Source organism: Porphyromonas crevioricanis (genome assembly GCF_900167225.1).
Taxonomy (GTDB): Bacteria; Bacteroidota; Bacteroidia; order Bacteroidales; family Porphyromonadaceae; genus Porphyromonas; species Porphyromonas crevioricanis.
In genome coordinates this window covers 1-18,381 of sequence record NZ_FUXH01000002.1, presented here as the reverse complement: position 1 = coordinate 18,381, position 18,381 = coordinate 1, and the positions used below count along the sequence as shown (strand labels likewise).

Genomic DNA, 18,381 nt, shown 5'->3' with positions numbered 1-18,381 from the left:
CCACTCTTCCTCACAGAGTGACAGCCGTTTGTAATCTTCGAGAGCTATAGGGCAACTCGAATTTCTGATAAACAAGAGATTAAATAGCTCGCAAAGTCGGAGCTACCCAACAGTGCATCAACCGAAGTCGTCGAAGAATAACTGCTCTCGTGCAACGCCCAGATTGTCGAGCATCACCTTCACGGCATTGGCCATTGGGCCAGGACCACACATATAGTATTCGATATCCTCCGGTGCCTCGTGGTCCTTGAGATAATTGTCAAGAATCACCTGATGGATGAAACCTGTGTATCCGGTCCAGTTATCTTCCGGCTGCGGATCAGAAAGAGCTATGTGGAAAGAGAAATTGGGGAACTCTCTCTCTATCTCTCGGAAGTCTTCTTCATAGAAGATCTCTTTCTTCGAGCGAGCTCCATACCAGTAAGATACCTTACGACCAGTCTTGAGAGTCTTGAAGAGGTGCAGTATATGAGCACGCAATGGTGCCATACCAGCTCCTCCTCCGATATAGAGCATCTCGGCATTGGTATCTTGAATATGGAAGTCTCCGTAGGGCCCACTCATACGTACCTTGTCTCCCGCTTTGAGAGAGAAGATGTAGGAGGAAGAAATACCGGCCGGTATGCCCGCTGCCCAAGTATGGGTGTTGCGGTCAATAGGAGGAGTAGCAATACGGACATTGAGTGTGATGATATTGCCCTCTGCCGGATAATTGGCCATCGAATAGGCTCTCACGGTCTCCTCATCATTGCGAGCAGAGAGATCCCACATTTTGAACTTATCCCAATCCGATCGGAACTTCTCTTCGACTTCCATATCGGAGTACTTGATGTCATACTTGGGGATAGAGATCTGTGCATAGCTACCACTCTGGAAATTCAGCACCTCACCCTTGGGCAGACGTACTACAAATTCCTTGATAAAGGTGGATACGTTGCGATTCGATACGACTTCGCACTCCCATTCTTTCACCCCAAAAACACTCTCCGGTATCTGGATAGACATATCTTCCTTCACTTTCGTTTGGCAAGCCAATCGCCAGTGGTTGTTCTGCTCCTTATAGGTAAAGTGGGGAATCTCGGTAGGCAGGATCTGTCCTCCACCCTCTTCCACACGACAGCGACACTGTCCGCAGCTACCACCTCCACCACAAGCCGAAGAGAGAAAGATATTGTTGGACTGCAGTGTATTTAGCAAAGTTCCTCCAATAGGCACATCCAAATTGCTGTCGTTGTTAATAGAGAGCTTTACTGTTCCTGAAGGAACCAGCTTGCTCTTGGCAAATAGCAAAGCTATCACCAAGATGAGTGTGATGACCACAAAGACAACCACACTCGTAAGTATTATCTGCATCATTTCGATTCGACTGATCTATGAGTTGGACTTATATACTTGTCAGCTTCAAAACTTGACCCCAGAGAAGCTCAGGAAAGCAATTCCCATCAATCCGGTGATGATAAAGGCAATTCCCAATCCACGCAAGGGCTTGGGGATATCGGAGTACTGCAACTTCTCACGTATGGCTGCCATACCAACGATGGCAAGCATCCAACCAATCCCCGAACCAAAGCCATAGACCGTAGCCATACCGACATTGGCAAATTCTCGCTGTTGCATAAAGAGCGATCCCCCGAGAATAGCACAATTGACAGCTATCAACGGCAGGAAAATCCCAAGAGAGTTATACAGCGCAGGACTAAAACGCTCAATCACCATCTCCACAAGCTGCACAAATGAGGCAATTACCGCAATAAAGATGATCAACGAAAGAAAGCTCAAATCTACGCCACGGAAAGTCTCGCCAAGCCAGCTCGCCAGGGCCCCGTCTTTCAGGACGTAATTCTCAAGCATATAGTTGATAGGCAACGTACATACTAAGACGAAAGTCACAGCTGCACCCAGACCTATGGAGGTTTTCACATTTTTGGAAACGGCCAGATAGGAACACATCCCCAGGTAGAAAGCGAAAACCATGTTGTCCACAAAGATCGAGCGGACAAATAAGCTTATATAATCCATTGTTTGTTTTGGCTTTTATTACTGTGTGACACTGCTGTTGCTTAGTTCTCCTCCTGCAAGTCTTTGTTTCGAGCACGGTGTACCCAAACGATACAAGCTGCCAGAAGCAGTGCCATCGGAGGCATAACCATTAGGCCATTATTGGCATAACCCATTTCATAGAAAGATTCGGGGATTATTCTCATGCCCAACAGAGAACCCGAGCCAAATAGCTCACGGAAAAATCCGATCACTATCAATACCAGTCCATAGCCAGCTCCATTACCAATTCCATCGAGAAAACTCTCCCATGGCCCATTGCCAAGAGCAAAAGCTTCAAGACGCCCCATAAGGATACAGTTGGTGATGATCAGGCCAACGAATACCGAGAGCTGTTTATTCACATCATATGCATAGGCCTGCAAGAGCTCGCTCACAACCGTTACCAAAGCTGCCACCACAACAAGCTGCACAATAATACGTATCCGAGACGGGATCGTCTTGCGCAACAGTGAGATAATCACATTAGCAAAAGCCACCACAATAGTCACCGATATAGCCATCACGATCGAAGGCTCCAACTTAGCTGTAACAGCAAGAGCAGAGCAAATACCGAGCATCTGCACAATCACAGGGTTGTTTTTGCTCAATGGAGACAGTAAGATTTCTTTATTTTTCTTATTCCAGAGTGCCATATGCTTAGTTGTTTTCGATTACGGTTGTCATTGAAACATCTTGCACTGCTTCCTCGCCATCAGCAGAAGAAAGAGCAGGCGTATCTGCTGTAGCACGGTGCTGCATAAGAAATGCAGTGTAATGCCGGAGGGAAGAAAAAAGCATTTCATTTACTCCATTGCTGGTGAGCGTTCCTCCGGATATTCCATCTACATAGTCCTGCCCTTCACGATGAGGTTTCTGACCAGGTTTCACGACAGCTATACTAACAAACTCATCCTTATCAAAAAGCGTTTTGCCAGAGAATTGATCAATAAATTTGGGAGTAGCGATTTCAGCTCCGAGTCCCGGAGTTTCCCCCTGATGTCCGAAATCCGAACCAAATACCGTATTGCAATCCTCATCTACCGAAATATATCCCCAAATCGGCCCCCACAAACCGGCTCCGTTGAGAGGGAAAATATATTTGGTAGTACCGGCTACTTCGGCCACATAGACCGGCATAGTCAGATCTTTTTTGCCCTTGCTCAATTCCTTGAAAGCATTTGCCGTGTTAAGGGAAAATGCCTCATTGTCGGCAATTTTGTTTCCTTCATAAGTTTGGGCAATAGAGCCATCGGCACGGACCAGAAGTTCTTGTTTGATCGTTGATCTGTACTTATCAATAACAGCAGACTTGGCGTTCTCTACAATACCTACCGAACGGAGGATCTGCTGCATCTTGTCTATTTTCACGTTGTTGTCCTGTGTCTCCTTCAGGGCCTGAGCTGTAAATGCCAGAGCCACTGCCACAAGTACCACCATGATGGTGGCATAGACTACTGTATATGAATTACTTTCTCTATTCATAACCGTCTGTTGATTATTGGGCGTTTACTCCCTGTTTGCATTTGCTTAGCCTGCGTTTGCGCATCTTGATGTTAGCATCCACCACAAAGTAGTCGATCAGTGGAGCAAAAACATTCATCAGAAGAATAGCAAGCATCATACCCTCCGGATAGCCGGGGTTGAGCACACGAATGAAGACAGCCATAAGACCGACCAAAAAACCATAGACCCACTTACCAGTCTCGGTGCGAGCCGATGTAACAGGGTCTGTTGCCATAAATACCAAGCCGAAGAGAAAACCACCAAGCAACATGTGCTGCAAAGGGCTAACCTGCATAGCTGGTGTGCTGCCAAAAAGATTGAAAATGAATGCCATGAATGAGGCTCCAGCCAGACCGGAAAGCATAATCTTCCAACTAGCGATACCCGTCCAGATGAGAAGAATAGCTCCCAATAGAATTGCCAACTTGGAGGTTTCCCCTATAGATCCCGGGATCAGCCCCAAGAATTGGTGCCAGAGATCCAACGGGTTATTCATAATATTGTGCAGTTGCTCAGCTATAGGAGTCGCAGTGTCAGAGGATACTGCTATCTGCCCCAAAGGAGTTGCTCCGGAAAAGCCATCGACCACAGTGCCACTACCCATACCAAAGCTGGTGCCGGTACGCACAAAGACCTCATCTCCACTCATCTTGCTCGGGTAAGAAAAGAACAAGATTGCGCGTGTCACAAGGGCCACATTGAACACATTATAACCGGTGCCGCCAAAAACTTCTTTAGCAAAAACAACAGCAATAGCGGTTGCTACTGCTATCATCCAGAGAGGAGTGTCCACGGGTACAATCATAGGGATAAGCATACCGGAAACAAGGAATCCCTCCTGTATCTCTTCGTGTTTCTTCTGAGCTATGGTAAATTCGATACCCAAACCGACAACATAAGACACTACAATCTTGGGCAAAACAGCCAAGAGACCAAAGGCAAAGAGTGTCCAAAATCCAGCCTGAGACAGCTGACCGACAGCCAGATAGTGTTGGTAACCAATATTGTACATACCAAAGAGTAGAGCCGGCATAAGGGCCATGATCACAACTGTCATGGTACGCTTGGAGTCTACAGCATCATGGATATGCACACCCGTACGGGCAGTCTTGTTCGGTACAAAGAGGAAGGTCTCAAACCCTTCGAATACCGAATGAAAAGCAGAGAGCTTACCTCCGGGTTGGAAGGTAGGCTTCATCTTGTCTAATGTTCTTCTTAGCGCTTTCACTGTATTGATAAATTAGTGGGTTTGTGATCAGTTAATTTCTTTGTAGAGCAGGTCTAAGCCCTGACGTACAATGTGCTGTATCTCTATCTTGGAAGTATCGACAAATTCACAGAGGGCAAAGTCTTCCGGGGCTACCTCATAAATCCCCAAATCTTCCATCTTGGGGATATCGAAGGCAATGATTGCCTTGAGCAAATACTCGGGCAAAATATTGAGAGCAAATACTTTGTCATATTCGTTGCTCATAATCATCGCCCTCTCGCCTCCCTTCACACGGGCATCAACCACATATTCTCGGCTCTTCGGACTCATCCAAGAGAAGAAACTACGACTGTGACTAAGCTTGCCGAAGCCAGGTGTAGCCCAACCAAAAAACTCGTTTACATCGTCTCCCTCCGGAATCACAGTGATTTGATCACAACCTTGTGGGAAGAAAGGATTGCTGTCGTCAAGTTTGCGCCCAGTGAGCACATCTCCACAAATCACACGCTCATGCTCTTTTCTGACACAGAGCGCATCTGCAAACACCTCACGTACTCGACAACCCGGCAACAACTCGGTATAGCCATGCTGAGCTGCATCGCTTCCGGTGAGAGCTACAGGACGACTGAAATCTGTCTTACCTGTCAGCAAGAAACGGCCTATCACAGCTGCATCAGTGGCTTTGAGCGTCCATACCATCTCGCCTTTGTTTACAGGGGCAATTTTATTGATAAGCGTTCCACAAAGACCAGCCGGATGAGGTCCGGAGACCTCCACACGCTCTACCTCTTTCAAATTCGGGAAAGCACCCGGCTCTACTGCCACATACACCTTGCCCTGAGTGAGCTTTGCCAGGGCTGACAGACCAGCTTGCAACTCGGCCTCACGCCCAGCCAACATATAAGCACAACGAGGGGCCAGAGGGGCGGTAAAATGAGCTGTCACAAAAATATCCCGGGGAGTCTGCCTCAAATCTGCTATCCGATCAAACGGACGCTGACGAAGCAAGCTCCACATACCGGAAGAAAGGAGCAAATTACGCAACTGATCTGCCGGGAGGTTCGCAGCCCGACTTATATCAAAAGGAGCATACTCGATTGTTGCATCCGGTTTGATCTCTATGCTGAGTATCTTGCGCTTAGCCCCCCGATTGATAGACAGCACTTCTCCGGAAACAGGAGAGGTAAATACCAATTCCTCCGCTCCTTTGTGGTACATCAAAGGGCTTCCGGCTAATACCCGGTCACCTTCTCGCACCATCAACTTAGGCAACAGACCGGGATAATCATCCGGAACCACTGCATAAGTGGAGCTTGGAGAGAGTGGGCGCAAACGCTCTTCTGGGGCTTTCCCTTTCAGGTTGAGCGAGAGACCCTTCTTAATTCTCATAACCTTTGCCATATATCTGTAGTTAGTAAATCGCAATTTGGAGAGTGCAAAGGTACTCAATAAGTTTCGGGTTTTGTTTATGTCATAATCACATAAAATGAGACTATTGCTTGAGTTCTTTGTAAAGAGAGCTAAACGGCAACAGCCGTATGAGAAACCCTTCTCAAAAGAGCTCCTCATACGGCTGTCGATATAGTGACAGGCTTTATTAAGTAAAGAGAATATCCAACACCTCCCGCATTGCTTTGGATGTCCGCTGCAAATCTTCGGTGTTGTGTGCTGCACCGAGGAACATGCACTCAAACTGGCTTGGAGGCAAATAAATGCCACGCTCGATCATCATGCGGAAGTAGCGTGCATACAGTCCCGTATCGGAGAGCTTGGCATCTTCGTTCATTTTCACCCCACCGGACTTGAAAAAGAGGGTACAAAGCGAACCACACCGATTGAACGAGAGGAGATTCTTGTAGGGGGCAATCGCCTCTCTTACAAGACGCTCAAATTCAGCTCCTATTTCTTCCAGTTTATCATAGAAACCTTCTTCTGCCAATTGTTTCAACATCGCCAAACCGGCTGCCATCGCCAAAGGATTACCCGAGAGAGTCCCGGCTTGGTAGACCGGGCCAAGAGGCGAGAGCAAATCCATTATTTCAGCACGCCCTCCAAAGGCTCCTACCGGCAAACCTCCTCCGATGATTTTGCCAAGGCATGTCAAATCCGGACAAACTCCATACAACTCCTGTGCCCCACCCTTAGCAGCACGAAAACCACTAATGACTTCATCGAAAATGAGCAGTACACCACGCTCTCTTGTCAGCTCACGCAGCTCCTGCAAGAAACCATTCTTGGGCAGGATCAGCCCCATATTACCCATAATGGGCTCAATGATCACAGCCGCAATTTCCTGCGGATAGAGATCAAGCAGATTACGCACAGAATTAATGTCATTGTACACTGCCACTAACGTGTCGTGTGCAGTATGCTCTGTGACTCCGGCACTACCACTTGCACCATAGGTCGCCAAACCCGAACCGGCATTGATCAAGAAGCTATCTGCATGTCCATGATAGCAGCCATCGAACTTGATGATACGCGAACGCCCCGTATAACCACGAGCCAACCGTATGGCACTCATTGTGGCTTCGGTACCGGAATTGACCATCCTTACCTTCTCGGTAGAAGGAAAGAAAGAGCATATGGCTTTGGCCATCTCCACTTCCAATGCATTGCAGGCTCCATAGCTGGTTCCCTTCTCAACCTCTGCCTGGATGGCCGTCTGGATGGTGGGGTTGGCATGCCCTAAAATAAGGGGGCCCCAAGATGATATAAAGTCTATGTATTCATTGCCATCCACATCGAAGATATGACTACCCTTGCCATGATCGATAAAAAGAGGATTCATCCCTACACTGCGGAAAGCGCGTACAGGACTGTTTACTCCTCCTGGGATATAACGATTGGCTTGCTCGAAAAGGGCTTCGGAGAGCTTTGTATTCATAGCGATTTATCGTTTGTTAAGCAGGCGAGAGGCATCCTTGGCGAAATAGGTAATGATGATCTTGGCTCCGGCACGCTTGATACTTATCAAAGATTCCAATATGATACGATCCTCATCTATCCAACCATTAGCCGCAGCAGCCTTAACCATGGCATATTCTCCACTCACGTGATAGGCTGCCATAGGCAGGTCGAATAATTCGGTACCACGTCGGATAATATCCAGATAAGGCAAAGCCGGCTTGACCATCACGATGTCCGCTCCTTCCTCTATATCGGCTCGGATCTCACGGATGGCTTCATTAGCATTGGCCGGATCCATTTGATAAGAGCGTCTGTCTCCAAAGGAAGGAGCCGAGTCTGCAGCTTCACGGAAAGGGCCATAAAAAGCACTGCTAAACTTGGCCGAATATGCCATGATAGGCAAATTGGTGTAGCCATTTTCGTCCAAAGCCTTGCGCATAGCTTTGATGCGGCCATCCATCATGTCGGAGGGAGCTACCATATCCACTCCAGCTTGGGCCAAGGACACAGCTTGCTTGCACAGATACTCCAGTGTTGCATCATTATCTACATCATGATCATGTATAATACCGCAATGCCCATGATCGGTATATTCACACATACAAATGTCAGCTATCACGATAAAGTGAGGCAGAGCTTTCTTTATCGCCCGAATCCCCTGCTGTACTATCCCATCCGGGCTATATGCCTCAGATCCCGTGGCATCCTTGTGCTCTGGAATACCGAAGAGCATCACACCAGAAACACCTTCGGCATCTAATTCACGACATTCGTCTACCACTCGATCTATAGAGAAACGATACTGCCCCGGCATGGCAGAGATCTCTTCCTTTATATTCTGTCCGTGTACAACAAAAAGAGGAGCGATAAAATCGCTCGGAGCGAGGGCAGTCTCACGTACCATAGCTCGCATTTGTGCCGTGCTTCTGAGACGGCGAAGTCTGGTTTCAGGGAACATATTAATTATGTCTGTTTGAATTAGTTGTCATTACCTATAATAGCTTGCACCAATGCATCCATATGTGCCTCTGGGGCTTCTATATCAATTTGCCGGTCATACTTGGCGAGGGTCTTTGCCGTGACCGGACCGATGACAGCAGTGCGGGCAGATGAGATCCATTCTTGCAAGCCGTATCGCTCTATCAGGCGGTAGAAATTATCCACTGCCGAAGAGCTGCAGAATGTGATATAGTCTAAGGGATGAGCTGTGAGGAGTCTCAATTGTTGCTCTGGGTAGTCCATAGGCAAATTGTCATAAATAGCAATCGGCTCACAGACTGCACCACTTTCTTCCAACAAAGAAGGGAGAATCTCTCCAGAAAGAGCCGAACCGGGAATCAGCACACGCAGACCGGACAAGCTCTCCCGAGCAGAAAGTTCACGAGCAAAAGCCTCTCCGGTATGAGTTTGTGGGATAAAGTCTGCCCGTATCCCAAAAGAACGGAGAGCCTCTGCTGTCACCTTGCCGACAGCTCCGAATCGCAAATGATGCAAGATGCGAGAGTCATACCCCGAAGTATGGAGTCTATCGAAAAAGATTTCTACACCATTGGCCGAAGTGAATACCAACCAGTGATAAGTCTCAATATGCTCAATGGCTCTTTGCAGCTCCGTCAAATCATCTTTGGGACGAATGCAAATTGTCGGGAACAGCAACACCTCGGCTCCGGCTTCTCTGAGTTTATCGGCCAGTACGGAGCTTTGAGCCAAAGAACGAGTCACAAGGACAGTCTTCCCGGCCAATGGCAGAGATGAATGCCAAGCATAATCCTCAGCAAATCGGGTTACCTCTCCAATAACGATCAAACCGGGAGACAACTGCTCATAATCGGTGTATTCGGCTGTAAAGTCTGCTATCATTCCTTTGAGAATATGCTGCTGAGGCAAAGTTCCTCGACTGATGATACACATGGGTGTCACAGCAGGCATTCCAGCCTCTATCAGTTTGCTACTGATCACAGGAGCCATTCGAGTAGCCATATAAAAAACAATCGTACCTCTCAAACTAGCCAATGCCTGCCAATCCAAGTCCGGCTCTCTGTTTTCCTTGGTCGTGCCAGTAACAAAAGTGACGGTCGTAGACAAACCTCTGTGAGAAACAGGGATGCCGAAGTAAGCCGGCACAGCCACTCCGGCAGTTACCCCGGGGATAACCTCATAAGGGATGGCAGCCGCTTTGAGGGCTTGCATCTCCTCTCCACCCCGACCGAAAACAAAAGGGTCACCCCCCTTGAGCCGGACAACCGCCAGTCCTTTTTTTGCTTGCTGAACAAGGATCTCATTGATTTCTCCTTGACTGTGAGAGTGCCTGCCGACACGTTTTCCAACGGATATCAATTCTGCATCCGGCCTGCAATTCTCCAGCAAAGAGAGATTGGAGAGAGCATCGTAGACGACAACATCCGCCTCTGCCAACAGCCGGGCTGTACGCTGAGTAAGCAAACCCGGATCTCCTGGGCCGGCTCCTGCCAGATAGACTTTCCCTTTTTGTATCATAAGGTAGCTTCTCTTTTGAGTTTACGTACGATCTGTCGTATACTTTGTTCATAGTCATCCTCAGAAAAACACTCCTCCAGATAGACAGCTTCGGCTCCATTACTACCGGCATGGAAAGCCTGCACAGTATACCGTTTGTCCTGACCTGAATAATGACAATAACAGCCGAGAGGGATTGCACACCCCCCTCCCAGAGCCGAAAGAATAGTCCGCTCGGTGACAACTTCTCGCTCTGTATCTTGATGATTGATTGCGCTCAACAACAGATCTGTCTCCAGGTCATTCTCTCTCCGATGCACTGCTATTGCAGCCTGTCCCGGAGCCGGGACAATCGTAGAGGTCGGTATCCGCTCGGTGATCTGATCCTCCAATCCAAGCCGAAGCATACCTGCGCAAGCCATCAATATTCCATCAAACTCACCGGCACGCAGCTTGGCAATACGTGTTTCCACATTCCCTCGGATAGGCTTGGTGTGCAAAGACGGACATGCGCGTTGCAACTGGGCAATCCGCCTGGGGCTGGAAGTACCGATAATACTCCCTGCCGGCATTCGCTCAAGAGGAGCAGGGCCGATCCAAGCCTCCTGCACTGGAGCGCGTTTCAGGTAAGCCCCGATACAAATCCCTTGGGAACATTCTACTGGCAAATCTTTGAGACTGTGTACAGCCATGTCGATACGCCCATCCAGAAGTTCAGCTTCTATCTCCTGCGTAAAAAGACCTTTGGTGAGCTGACCACTGAGAGACATCTCCAGATCTCTGTCGCCACGGGTAGAAATAACCCGCACCGAACAATTCAGCCCGGGGAAGGCAAGAGAGAGAGCCTTGACTACCATCTCCGTTTGTTTGAGAGCCAAGCGACTCCCCCTTGTACCTATCACAAGATGTTCTTTCATGCCTCTCTTTTTTCTATTGCCCGACAGAGGGCATTGATCGCATCGGCATGTTTCATATTTCGCCCATCGGAAGTAATTTCTTTCAATGCGGCGATGACAGCAGTAGAGAGTGTGATGCGGAAATGTTCGTCATGCTCCTCGATCAGCGACTTTTGTTCTGCCGGTATAGCCGATGGGAGGTTGTTCAATTCTTTCTCAAGTAACATCTTGCTCACGCTCTGGATCCGGCCTATAATCCCTCGCAACTGCGAAGCCTCTACCCAGGAAGAAAACTCTTTGGCTTTCTCAGAGATACATCGCTCTATAGCGATATGATCGAGAGCTTGCACATCTTGTCCTAAATTCTCTCTCTTGAGGTCATCTATGGTGTAGACATGGGTGAATGGCAGATCGGACACCTCTGGCTCGATGTTGCGTGGCACACTCATATCGAAAAGAAAGACATCCCGGTCTCTTGCCGACATCTCGTTTCGGGTCACAATAGGGGTAAGGGCAGAGGTGGTCACAAAAATAAGCCGAGAGGCTGCGAGAGCTTTGTGCAACTCCCCTTCACAATAATAGGATATACCGTGCAATGCCGCCATTTTGGCTGCTCGCTCTCGAGTCCTGTTGTACATCTTCACCTGAGAATAGCCCTTTGCCCTCAAAGCCGAAAGAATCGTTTCGGCCATTTGCCCGGCTCCCAATATAAGAACCGGCATATCACGCTCCACTCCCTGCAAGCCGTCCATCATCTCTACGGCAGCCGAACCTGCCGAGATAGGTGTGGAGGATACGATAAATTCCGTGCGAATAATTTTGGCTGTTTCAAAAGCCTTATGAAAAAGGCGAGAAAGCATAGAAGTACTTTGGCTGTTGTCGTTAGCCTGCCGAAAAGCATCTTTGAGCTGCCCCAAAATCTGTGTCTCACCGACCACCATAGACTCCAGACCGGCAGCCAAACGGAAAAGGTGCAATGTCACCTCCTCTCCCCTATGGCTGTATACATACTGGGTTGCGGGATAGTCTATCTTCTTGAATGTGCGCAAGCGTTCGCTGATCTTTTCTGCAATCGCAGGGTCGGATCCTTCATGTTCAAAATAGACCTCTATCCTGTTGCAAGTGGAAAGAACAATCGCTCCCAAGATTTGCCCCATCTGCACCAGTCCATCTACAAAGGCCGAGGCTTCGGCCGGAGACAGGGCAAATTGCTGACGAACCTCCACTGGGGCTGTATTGTGGTTGATCCCTATGAGACCTATCATAGCGTAATACTATCTATAAAACTCTTCACTTTATTTTCATAAGCCAGTCTTAGTGACCGGGCCAATGCTTCATCTTGTGATTTGCTTCGTATCCATTCGGCTCGAAGCAAACCCAACTCTTCCAATCTATCGTCGAGAGAAATGGGTAACGAAGTTAGCACTTTGTCTCTTAATCCTGTGGATAATTCCGGCAGTCTATACCGACTGTGCACAGCGATCTCAATCCCTGCACGCTGCCCTGTGGCTGCGAAATGAAACAGACTGCGATCCGGGTCACTCAACATTGCATACAAGGAGGAGTGATCAGCGGCTTCACGACAAATTGCATGATCGAGCCGACTGTCTCCCGTTGCAGCTACAACCAAGCGGTAAGGCTGTGTATCTCCCGGCACAAAAGATCGCAGGTATAGGCTTATCCGATTCTCCTCGCTCAAACGACGAATATCCGGACACACCTCAGTGGCAATAACATCAGTCTGCAATCCGCAAGCTGTGAGTGTAGAAGCCTTAGCTGCAGCCCCACGGCCTCCGCCAACAATAAGAGCTCGGACGGCTCCACTGTGTATAAAAAGAGGTAAGTAACACTGTGGGCTCCCGGGTAAGTCTTCCGGCCGAGGAATTGTATTCGACTGCAGGCTACAGCGGAGCATACGTGGTGTATCCAGATGCGTTTCGTGCAACAAAGCAGTGTCGGCAAAAATCTCCGAAGGAGTAGCATCGCCCAAAACCTCTCCCTTGCGCAGCACCACGATCCTCTCGGCCCACTCATATGCCAAATCCATATCATGAGTGCAGAGAATCACTGTCTTCCCCTCATGACTTAGCTGTCGCATCAAACGAAAGACTTTACGGCTGTACAAACAATCGAGGTTGGAAGTCGGCTCATCGAATATGACAACTGATGGGTCCGTGGCAAGTACAGCAGCTATAGCGACCCATTTTTTCTGCCCATCACTGAGCTTATGCGGTGGGGTGTGCCGCATCTCCACAAGGCCGAAATCTCTCAACTGCTTCTCCACACGAGCCTGCAAAGCCTGCCCTGTGAGACCTATATTCCTCAACCCAAAAGCAATCTCATCCTGCACTGAAGGAGTAAACAACTGATAGTTGGAGTTCTGAAAGACCAAAGCAACCTCTTTGCGCAGTCGGGACAAATCCTTCGAGCTACTACTTACTTCTAATCCGGAAAGTCGGATGCTACCCACAGATGGGCGAAAGATACCATTAAGCAAAAGAAACAGAGTGGATTTTCCTGCTCCATTTTGCCCCAATATAGCCAAACGCTGACCGGCAGGGATAGAGAGGTTGAAGTTCTTAAGGACCTCTTTCGATTTGTCGTATCCGTAGCAAATATCCTTGAGTTGCAAGATCGGTTGATCAGTCTGAGGGAGCAAAGACGTGCCCCTCGTATCTCTCTTTTCTTTGTCTTTGCTGGCATCTTCGTCATAACCACGAGAAAGCAGTCCGTTGTACATCTTATCAGCTTCGTCATAGGCCAATACCAAAGTCTGCCCGACGAGTTGAGCCGAGTGATGCAGTCTTGTCTTCCACGAAGCATACCCCAGGCGAGCTATCTGGGCCGTGCGTATATGCTCGGCAGTCTCGGAAAGAACATAGATATACCTGTATATGAGTTCAAAAAGATCGACAAACAAGGAGGGAATACCCATGCGCCGCATTTCCGATGCCATCATATAAATAGGGAAGAATGCCATCAAAGTCAGTAAGACCCCAAAGGCAGCCAGGCAACGACTGCCAACCAACAAAGCCATGTGAAAAGTATCTGCCGTCACACCCCATCCATACCAGGAAAGCCAGGCATTGTCATCACCTGCAGTGCGCCCGAAAAGCAAAGGCAATACCCCCAGCAGGATAAAGGCAAAAGCCACGGCGGTCATATGCTTCAAACGGGACAACTCCTCTCGCTTAAAAATAAGTAGCAAGGAGTACACAACTGCAGCCATGGCCAGAAGCAAACTGGCCGATGGCAAGATGAGTACAACGACCAGTGCGCAAAAGCAAAGAGCAAAAAGAAGTACAAACCGATACTTCAACGGAGAGAGTAAGGATGCTTCGCTACCCATTATCTTAGGTTTAAGAAACCCACGTTCCGGTATTGGAGGGAGAAAGAAATTCGCTACTCACCTACCGCTGCTCTCTCTTGTGATTCTTATTCAATGCATAGAGAGCTATAGCAAAGAGAATAAGCCCGATTAGTATTTGCAACACAAAAAGCCAAGGCTCGGCCTCCTCACTTGGAGAGATACCAAAGCTACGATCGGAAGGCTCGAAACCGGGCGTGATCTGCCCGATCATCTCTCCGGCAGCATCATCCGTACCTCCTCCGAAATCCACAAAAATCCCGACAATGGGGACAGCCAACGCCAACAGCGCAAGCAAAGACAGTATAATACGATTAGACAAATTCTTCATAGCTCTCTCCTTGTTATTTATTATTGTCAGCAATCATCATATGCACAGGCTTAACTCCCTGTTTGAGCAGGATAGAGAAGACAAGTGCCGTAATAATCCCCTCGAGAATAGCCAATGGCACCTGCGTAACAGCGAAAATAGAGAGGAACTTCATGGCCGCCCCCCAGATGCCACTCTGAGCGTCAGGATAGACAATTGCCAATTGGAAAGAAGTGGTAGTATAGGTAGCCATAGTGCCGAGAAAAGTGGCAATAAAAAGATTGATGTGCCTGAGCATCTCATGCTTATTAAAACCAATCTTACCCAACAATACATAGACAGCATAAGCAACAAACGGGCCGGCTACAGCCATTGAAAAGACGTTCGCTCCAAGGGTGGAGATCCCGCCATGAGCCAACAAAAGAGCCTGAAAAAGCAAAACAATGAGACCAAGTAGAGGCATAGCCATGGGACCTACAGTCACAGTACCCAGAGTTGTACCTGTCAAATGCGAACTACTCCCTGTCACCGAGGGCAATTTGAGAGCAGACAGCACAAACACGAAAGCTCCGGCCAAACCCAAGCTAATACGAATACGGGGAGAACGCTTGACCTGTCTGCGCAGATACATAAAACTCAGCACAACAAACGGAAGAGAGAGTGCATACCAGATGGCACACCAATCCAGAGGCATATATCCCTCCATAATGTGCATAGCCGAAGCAGGTTGAATGGAAAGCAGAGCTATTGCCGACAAGATAGAAAGACGAGCGGTGAGTTTTTTCCTTTTCATATACTCCTTGATTAGATAAACAACGCTTTATTCTAAACAGATGCCACACGAGATACACACTCTCTGTGGCAATGGGTCTTATTGTCCGAATGAGCAAGTTTTGATAAACGGACACACCCGGCACAAAGTTAAACAATCATCAGTAGAGACTGTTGCCTCATACAACAGTTTCGCAGATTTGCTCGCAAACCTGCCTAAGACTGGACAAAACGGGCATAACACAAGGCTCTAAGAAGGAGCGGAGAGAAATACTCGTCATGTATAATCAAGCCCGAATGTCGATAATAAGGCTGCGAAAGCCGTATTACGCAACAGTCTCATTATGCAACAGTCTCCAGTCACAAAGGTTGTCCGCAAAATACCACAACATATAGATAGAGACTGCTGCATAGGGCAACAGTCTCCAATACACCCCTCCTCGGAGAACAACCTTAAGTTTATTTCTGGAGCAGGCCTCGACACGAGAGCTCTGCACATCCCCTCAAAGCGTTTTTTAACTTTATGGACTTCTTCTGCAAAAGCAAATCAATCGAGAGTTTTCATGATGTGGTCACCCACTCTCAACAGAAAAGCTCTTTCCGGCAGGGCGACACGATGCTCTCCAGCGGACAGATTGACCGAACTAAGCAACACACCACTCAAATCATATATATAGAGAGTCTCTCTGCATGGCAACGTGAGATACAAATATCCCTCGTGTGTATAAGCCTCTATACTCGGCTCTGTCTCTACCTTTTCTGCCGACTCCGGAGCCACATTGGAGATAAGAATCTCTGTTTTCACTATTTCTCCATTGGCATCTACCACAGCGCACTTCTCTCCACTAAATCGAGCATTCCGAGGTAACCAAATTTGAGATCCATTCTCCAAGCCAAGATACCCCAGCTCTGCTATCGAGCCTCCACCGAGGCCTATGACTTTGAGCAATGGAGCCCCATCTATCCTTATACTCTCTCGAAATTCTTTGTTGCAGCCCCTCATACCAAAAGTACCACCGGATATTACGAGCTTGCAAGTTCCGTCAATCCTAAGTCCTGTCGGTTTTCCCAATAGGATCCCGGAATAAGTCGCAGACAAATCGAGCTCTCCGTGGCCAGTAATACGCCCGCTTGTGGAAAAAGTGATCCCTCCGAAACTTCTGGATTCGGTTACGATTTTATTCTTCCCCATGAGGCTTACCACCATATCATAATTCTCTCTATTCCAAATGCCGGCCTGTCCACTTGCCTGAATAGAGGCTCCATCTAAGGTCAAGACCTTAGTTTGGGGATTATACACGACACTTCCCGTTACTCCTTCGATCTCTCCTATACGCTGGTAGTTCAGAGAAGTGATTGGGATACCGACAATCGAGAAACCATAATCTTCTTCCTCTACAATTGGCTCTATTATCACCTCTGTCTTCACAACTTGCCCCAGAGCATCGACAATAGAATGAGTTTCCTCTGCATCGAATACAGCTCCTTTGGGCTGACGAATCGCACATCCTCCTCTCAGCTCAAAAGACAGCAACTCCACGACAGAGCCTCCCATGGCTCCTGTGGCTTTTACTGTGGCTCCATCTATTATCAAACCTCCCCCTTTGTCCTCGGCTCTACCACAGATTCCTTGAGTTCCAATAGCCGTCAGTGTACAGCCCCCATCTACGGTAAGGACTGTTTTCGATTCCGAAGAAGATCCCATCTTGCTACCAGCAATAAGTATGGCCGGATTGTTTCTGGAAGCAGCCATCAGCGTACCATGGCCGGTGATACGGGTTGAGACATTCATAGCCAAAGCGAGTTCACGAGTAGTCCTGACAGAATTGTTTCCCGTGAGCTGTATTGTCATACCCTCATTTTCCATGTTCCGAATGCTGAGAAGCTCGGCATTCTGCATCTTCAAGACCTTGGTTTCGGGGGTATAGCTTATCATTCCGCTCACTCCCGGTATAGTGGTAATATTTTGATAATTCCCGGGGCCTATCACTTCTCCGTTGATTTCAAATCCGTAATTCTTCGGCTCCTGTGCCTGCACTGCATAGAACAACACAGACAACACAAAAAATAATCCCAGTGTAATCGTTCTTTTCATCTTTTCGTTCTCCTTTTTCTTGGTTTCCAATTGAACTTGCTCATTCCTTTTCCTCTTGAAGCTATTGCAAGAACTCCTAATCTCTCCCTGTGGGAGATAGCGTCAGGAGCTACCTCTCCGGTTAGAGGCCTTTCCTTGTCTCTTCCTATAAGGGAGATCCTTGCGAGCAAGTTAGTAAATTCTTAGCAAAAAACAGAAAGGCCTCTTTCCTCTCGATCTTCCAGCTTGGATCGTGTCAGACAATTCCGCTACCCCTCTCTAAAAGCAGAGAGATTGTCGCAATTGGGCCTTCTGTTACAGGAATTAGCAGCCTCGATGGAAGACACACAAGGGCTACAAAGAGAGGAAGGGGCTGTAGCAAAATCGAATTTTGCCACAGCCCCATTCAGATGCGTTAGTTAGAATGCGCAAAATGCAAGGTGCTAAGATGGAGGCTGAAGAGATCATGCCGGAGTATGCAACCCAAAGCCGAATGTCACAAGTAACACAGCAGTTTGCGTATTCTAATGCACCGCCATCCTCGATTGCAATATTACATCTTGAGTACTTTCTTGCCATCTACGATGTACACACCGGAAGGCAATTGCTCAAATGGGATATCGATCTTCACGCCCTCGATGCTGTATATGCTACGATAACCCGGCTCGTTCGGACTGATGCGCTCAATGCCGATTGTGTTAGGCTTGATGACAACTTGCGATGTGATAATATTGCCGGAAGCATCGCAGACTGCATGCTTAGAGGTATTCCATACAGCTCCGGCCGGCTTGTCGATCTTACAACCTTCGAGCGTAAGCGACGACA

15 protein-coding genes and 1 pseudogene are annotated in these 18,381 nt (G+C 48.1%); all 16 read right to left on the bottom strand.

Going from position 1 to position 18,381, the window contains the following annotated elements; all coding sequences use genetic code 11:
* Window positions 1-117 precede the first annotated feature (117 nt).
* A complete protein-coding gene (nqrF, locus tag B5D48_RS01250; protein ID WP_023937855.1) occupies window positions 118-1,356 on the bottom strand; it encodes an NADH:ubiquinone reductase (Na(+)-transporting) subunit F in 1,239 nt (412 codons plus the stop codon).
* 45 nt (window positions 1,357-1,401) lie between these two features.
* On the bottom strand, window positions 1,402-2,019 hold the full coding sequence (nqrE, locus tag B5D48_RS01245) for an NADH:ubiquinone reductase (Na(+)-transporting) subunit E (protein ID WP_023937854.1): 618 nt from the start codon (window positions 2,017-2,019) through the stop codon (window positions 1,402-1,404).
* Window positions 2,020-2,060: 41 nt separating this feature from the next.
* Window positions 2,061-2,693, bottom strand: coding sequence for an NADH:ubiquinone reductase (Na(+)-transporting) subunit D (gene nqrD, locus B5D48_RS01240; protein WP_023937853.1), 633 nt, complete (start codon window positions 2,691-2,693; stop codon window positions 2,061-2,063).
* 4 nt (window positions 2,694-2,697) lie between these two features.
* Window positions 2,698-3,522 (bottom strand): NADH:ubiquinone reductase (Na(+)-transporting) subunit C, encoded by an 825-nt coding sequence (gene nqrC, locus B5D48_RS01235; RefSeq protein WP_023937852.1) that lies wholly within the window; start codon window positions 3,520-3,522, stop codon window positions 2,698-2,700.
* Between the two features lie 13 nt (window positions 3,523-3,535).
* On the bottom strand, window positions 3,536-4,771 hold the full coding sequence (locus tag B5D48_RS01230) for an NADH:ubiquinone reductase (Na(+)-transporting) subunit B (RefSeq protein ID WP_042120348.1): 1,236 nt from the start codon (window positions 4,769-4,771) through the stop codon (window positions 3,536-3,538).
* Between the two features lie 27 nt (window positions 4,772-4,798).
* The gene (locus tag B5D48_RS01225; protein ID WP_042120352.1) at window positions 4,799-6,154 is read right to left on the bottom strand and encodes a Na(+)-translocating NADH-quinone reductase subunit A; all 1,356 of its coding nucleotides are present in this window, start codon (window positions 6,152-6,154) and stop codon (window positions 4,799-4,801) included.
* A 196-nt stretch (window positions 6,155-6,350) separates the two neighbouring features.
* Complete coding sequence (hemL, locus tag B5D48_RS01220) at window positions 6,351-7,640, bottom strand: glutamate-1-semialdehyde 2,1-aminomutase (protein WP_023937849.1); 1,290 nt, start codon at window positions 7,638-7,640, stop codon at window positions 6,351-6,353.
* A 6-nt stretch (window positions 7,641-7,646) separates the two neighbouring features.
* Complete coding sequence (gene hemB / locus B5D48_RS01215) at window positions 7,647-8,621, bottom strand: porphobilinogen synthase (RefSeq protein WP_023937848.1); 975 nt, start codon at window positions 8,619-8,621, stop codon at window positions 7,647-7,649.
* A gap of 20 nt (window positions 8,622-8,641) precedes the next feature.
* The gene (gene cobA / locus B5D48_RS01210; RefSeq protein WP_023937846.1) at window positions 8,642-10,159 is read right to left on the bottom strand and encodes a uroporphyrinogen-III C-methyltransferase; all 1,518 of its coding nucleotides are present in this window, start codon (window positions 10,157-10,159) and stop codon (window positions 8,642-8,644) included.
* Complete coding sequence (hemC, locus tag B5D48_RS01205) at window positions 10,156-11,055, bottom strand: hydroxymethylbilane synthase (protein ID WP_023937844.1); 900 nt, start codon at window positions 11,053-11,055, stop codon at window positions 10,156-10,158. Before hemC ends, cobA begins: the two co-directional genes overlap by 4 nt.
* Window positions 11,052-12,299 (bottom strand): glutamyl-tRNA reductase, encoded by a 1,248-nt coding sequence (gene hemA, locus B5D48_RS01200; protein WP_023937842.1) that lies wholly within the window; start codon window positions 12,297-12,299, stop codon window positions 11,052-11,054. Before hemA ends, hemC begins: the two co-directional genes overlap by 4 nt.
* Window positions 12,296-14,383: an ATP-binding cassette domain-containing protein gene (locus B5D48_RS01195; RefSeq protein ID WP_023937841.1), complete on the bottom strand. Its 2,088-nt coding sequence runs from the start codon at window positions 14,381-14,383 to the stop codon at window positions 12,296-12,298. Before B5D48_RS01195 ends, hemA begins: the two co-directional genes overlap by 4 nt.
* Before the next feature lie 61 nt (window positions 14,384-14,444).
* The gene (locus B5D48_RS01190) at window positions 14,445-14,732 is read right to left on the bottom strand and encodes an energy-coupling factor ABC transporter substrate-binding protein (RefSeq protein ID WP_023937840.1); all 288 of its coding nucleotides are present in this window, start codon (window positions 14,730-14,732) and stop codon (window positions 14,445-14,447) included.
* A 13-nt stretch (window positions 14,733-14,745) separates the two neighbouring features.
* Entirely contained in the window at window positions 14,746-15,504 is a 759-nt protein-coding gene (locus B5D48_RS01185) for an energy-coupling factor ABC transporter permease (protein ID WP_023937839.1), read from the bottom strand.
* Between the two features lie 525 nt (window positions 15,505-16,029).
* Window positions 16,030-17,577, bottom strand: coding sequence for a hypothetical protein (locus tag B5D48_RS01180; RefSeq protein WP_143742782.1), 1,548 nt, complete (start codon window positions 17,575-17,577; stop codon window positions 16,030-16,032).
* Window positions 17,578-18,109: 532 nt separating this feature from the next.
* Window positions 18,110-18,381 (bottom strand): annotated as a pseudogene (locus tag B5D48_RS09080) (hypothetical protein); the annotation flags it as partial.

Excerpts from the sequence above, each read along its gene's own strand:
- hemL (WP_023937849.1), bottom strand. The coding sequence starts at position 7,640 with ATGAATACAAAGCTCTCCGAAGCCCTTTTCGAGCAAGCCAATCGTTAT.
- B5D48_RS01225 (WP_042120352.1), bottom strand. The coding sequence starts at position 6,154 with ATGGCAAAGGTTATGAGAATTAAGAAGGGTCTCTCGCTCAACCTGAAA.
- cobA (WP_023937846.1), bottom strand. The coding sequence starts at position 10,159 with ATGATACAAAAAGGGAAAGTCTATCTGGCAGGAGCCGGCCCAGGAGAT.
- hemB (WP_023937848.1), bottom strand. The coding sequence starts at position 8,621 with ATGTTCCCTGAAACCAGACTTCGCCGTCTCAGAAGCACGGCACAAATG.
- B5D48_RS01185 (WP_023937839.1), bottom strand. The coding sequence starts at position 15,504 with ATGAAAAGGAAAAAACTCACCGCTCGTCTTTCTATCTTGTCGGCAATA.
- nqrD (WP_023937853.1), bottom strand. The coding sequence starts at position 2,693 with ATGGCACTCTGGAATAAGAAAAATAAAGAAATCTTACTGTCTCCATTG.
- B5D48_RS01180 (WP_143742782.1), bottom strand. The coding sequence starts at position 17,577 with ATGAAAAGAACGATTACACTGGGATTATTTTTTGTGTTGTCTGTGTTG.
- nqrC (WP_023937852.1), bottom strand. The coding sequence starts at position 3,522 with ATGAATAGAGAAAGTAATTCATATACAGTAGTCTATGCCACCATCATG.
- hemC (WP_023937844.1), bottom strand. The coding sequence starts at position 11,055 with ATGAAAGAACATCTTGTGATAGGTACAAGGGGGAGTCGCTTGGCTCTC.
- nqrF (WP_023937855.1), bottom strand. The coding sequence starts at position 1,356 with ATGATGCAGATAATACTTACGAGTGTGGTTGTCTTTGTGGTCATCACA.
- B5D48_RS01190 (WP_023937840.1), bottom strand. The coding sequence starts at position 14,732 with ATGAAGAATTTGTCTAATCGTATTATACTGTCTTTGCTTGCGCTGTTG.
- hemA (WP_023937842.1), bottom strand. The coding sequence starts at position 12,299 with ATGATAGGTCTCATAGGGATCAACCACAATACAGCCCCAGTGGAGGTT.
- nqrE (WP_023937854.1), bottom strand. The coding sequence starts at position 2,019 with ATGGATTATATAAGCTTATTTGTCCGCTCGATCTTTGTGGACAACATG.
- B5D48_RS01195 (WP_023937841.1), bottom strand. The coding sequence starts at position 14,383 with ATGGGTAGCGAAGCATCCTTACTCTCTCCGTTGAAGTATCGGTTTGTA.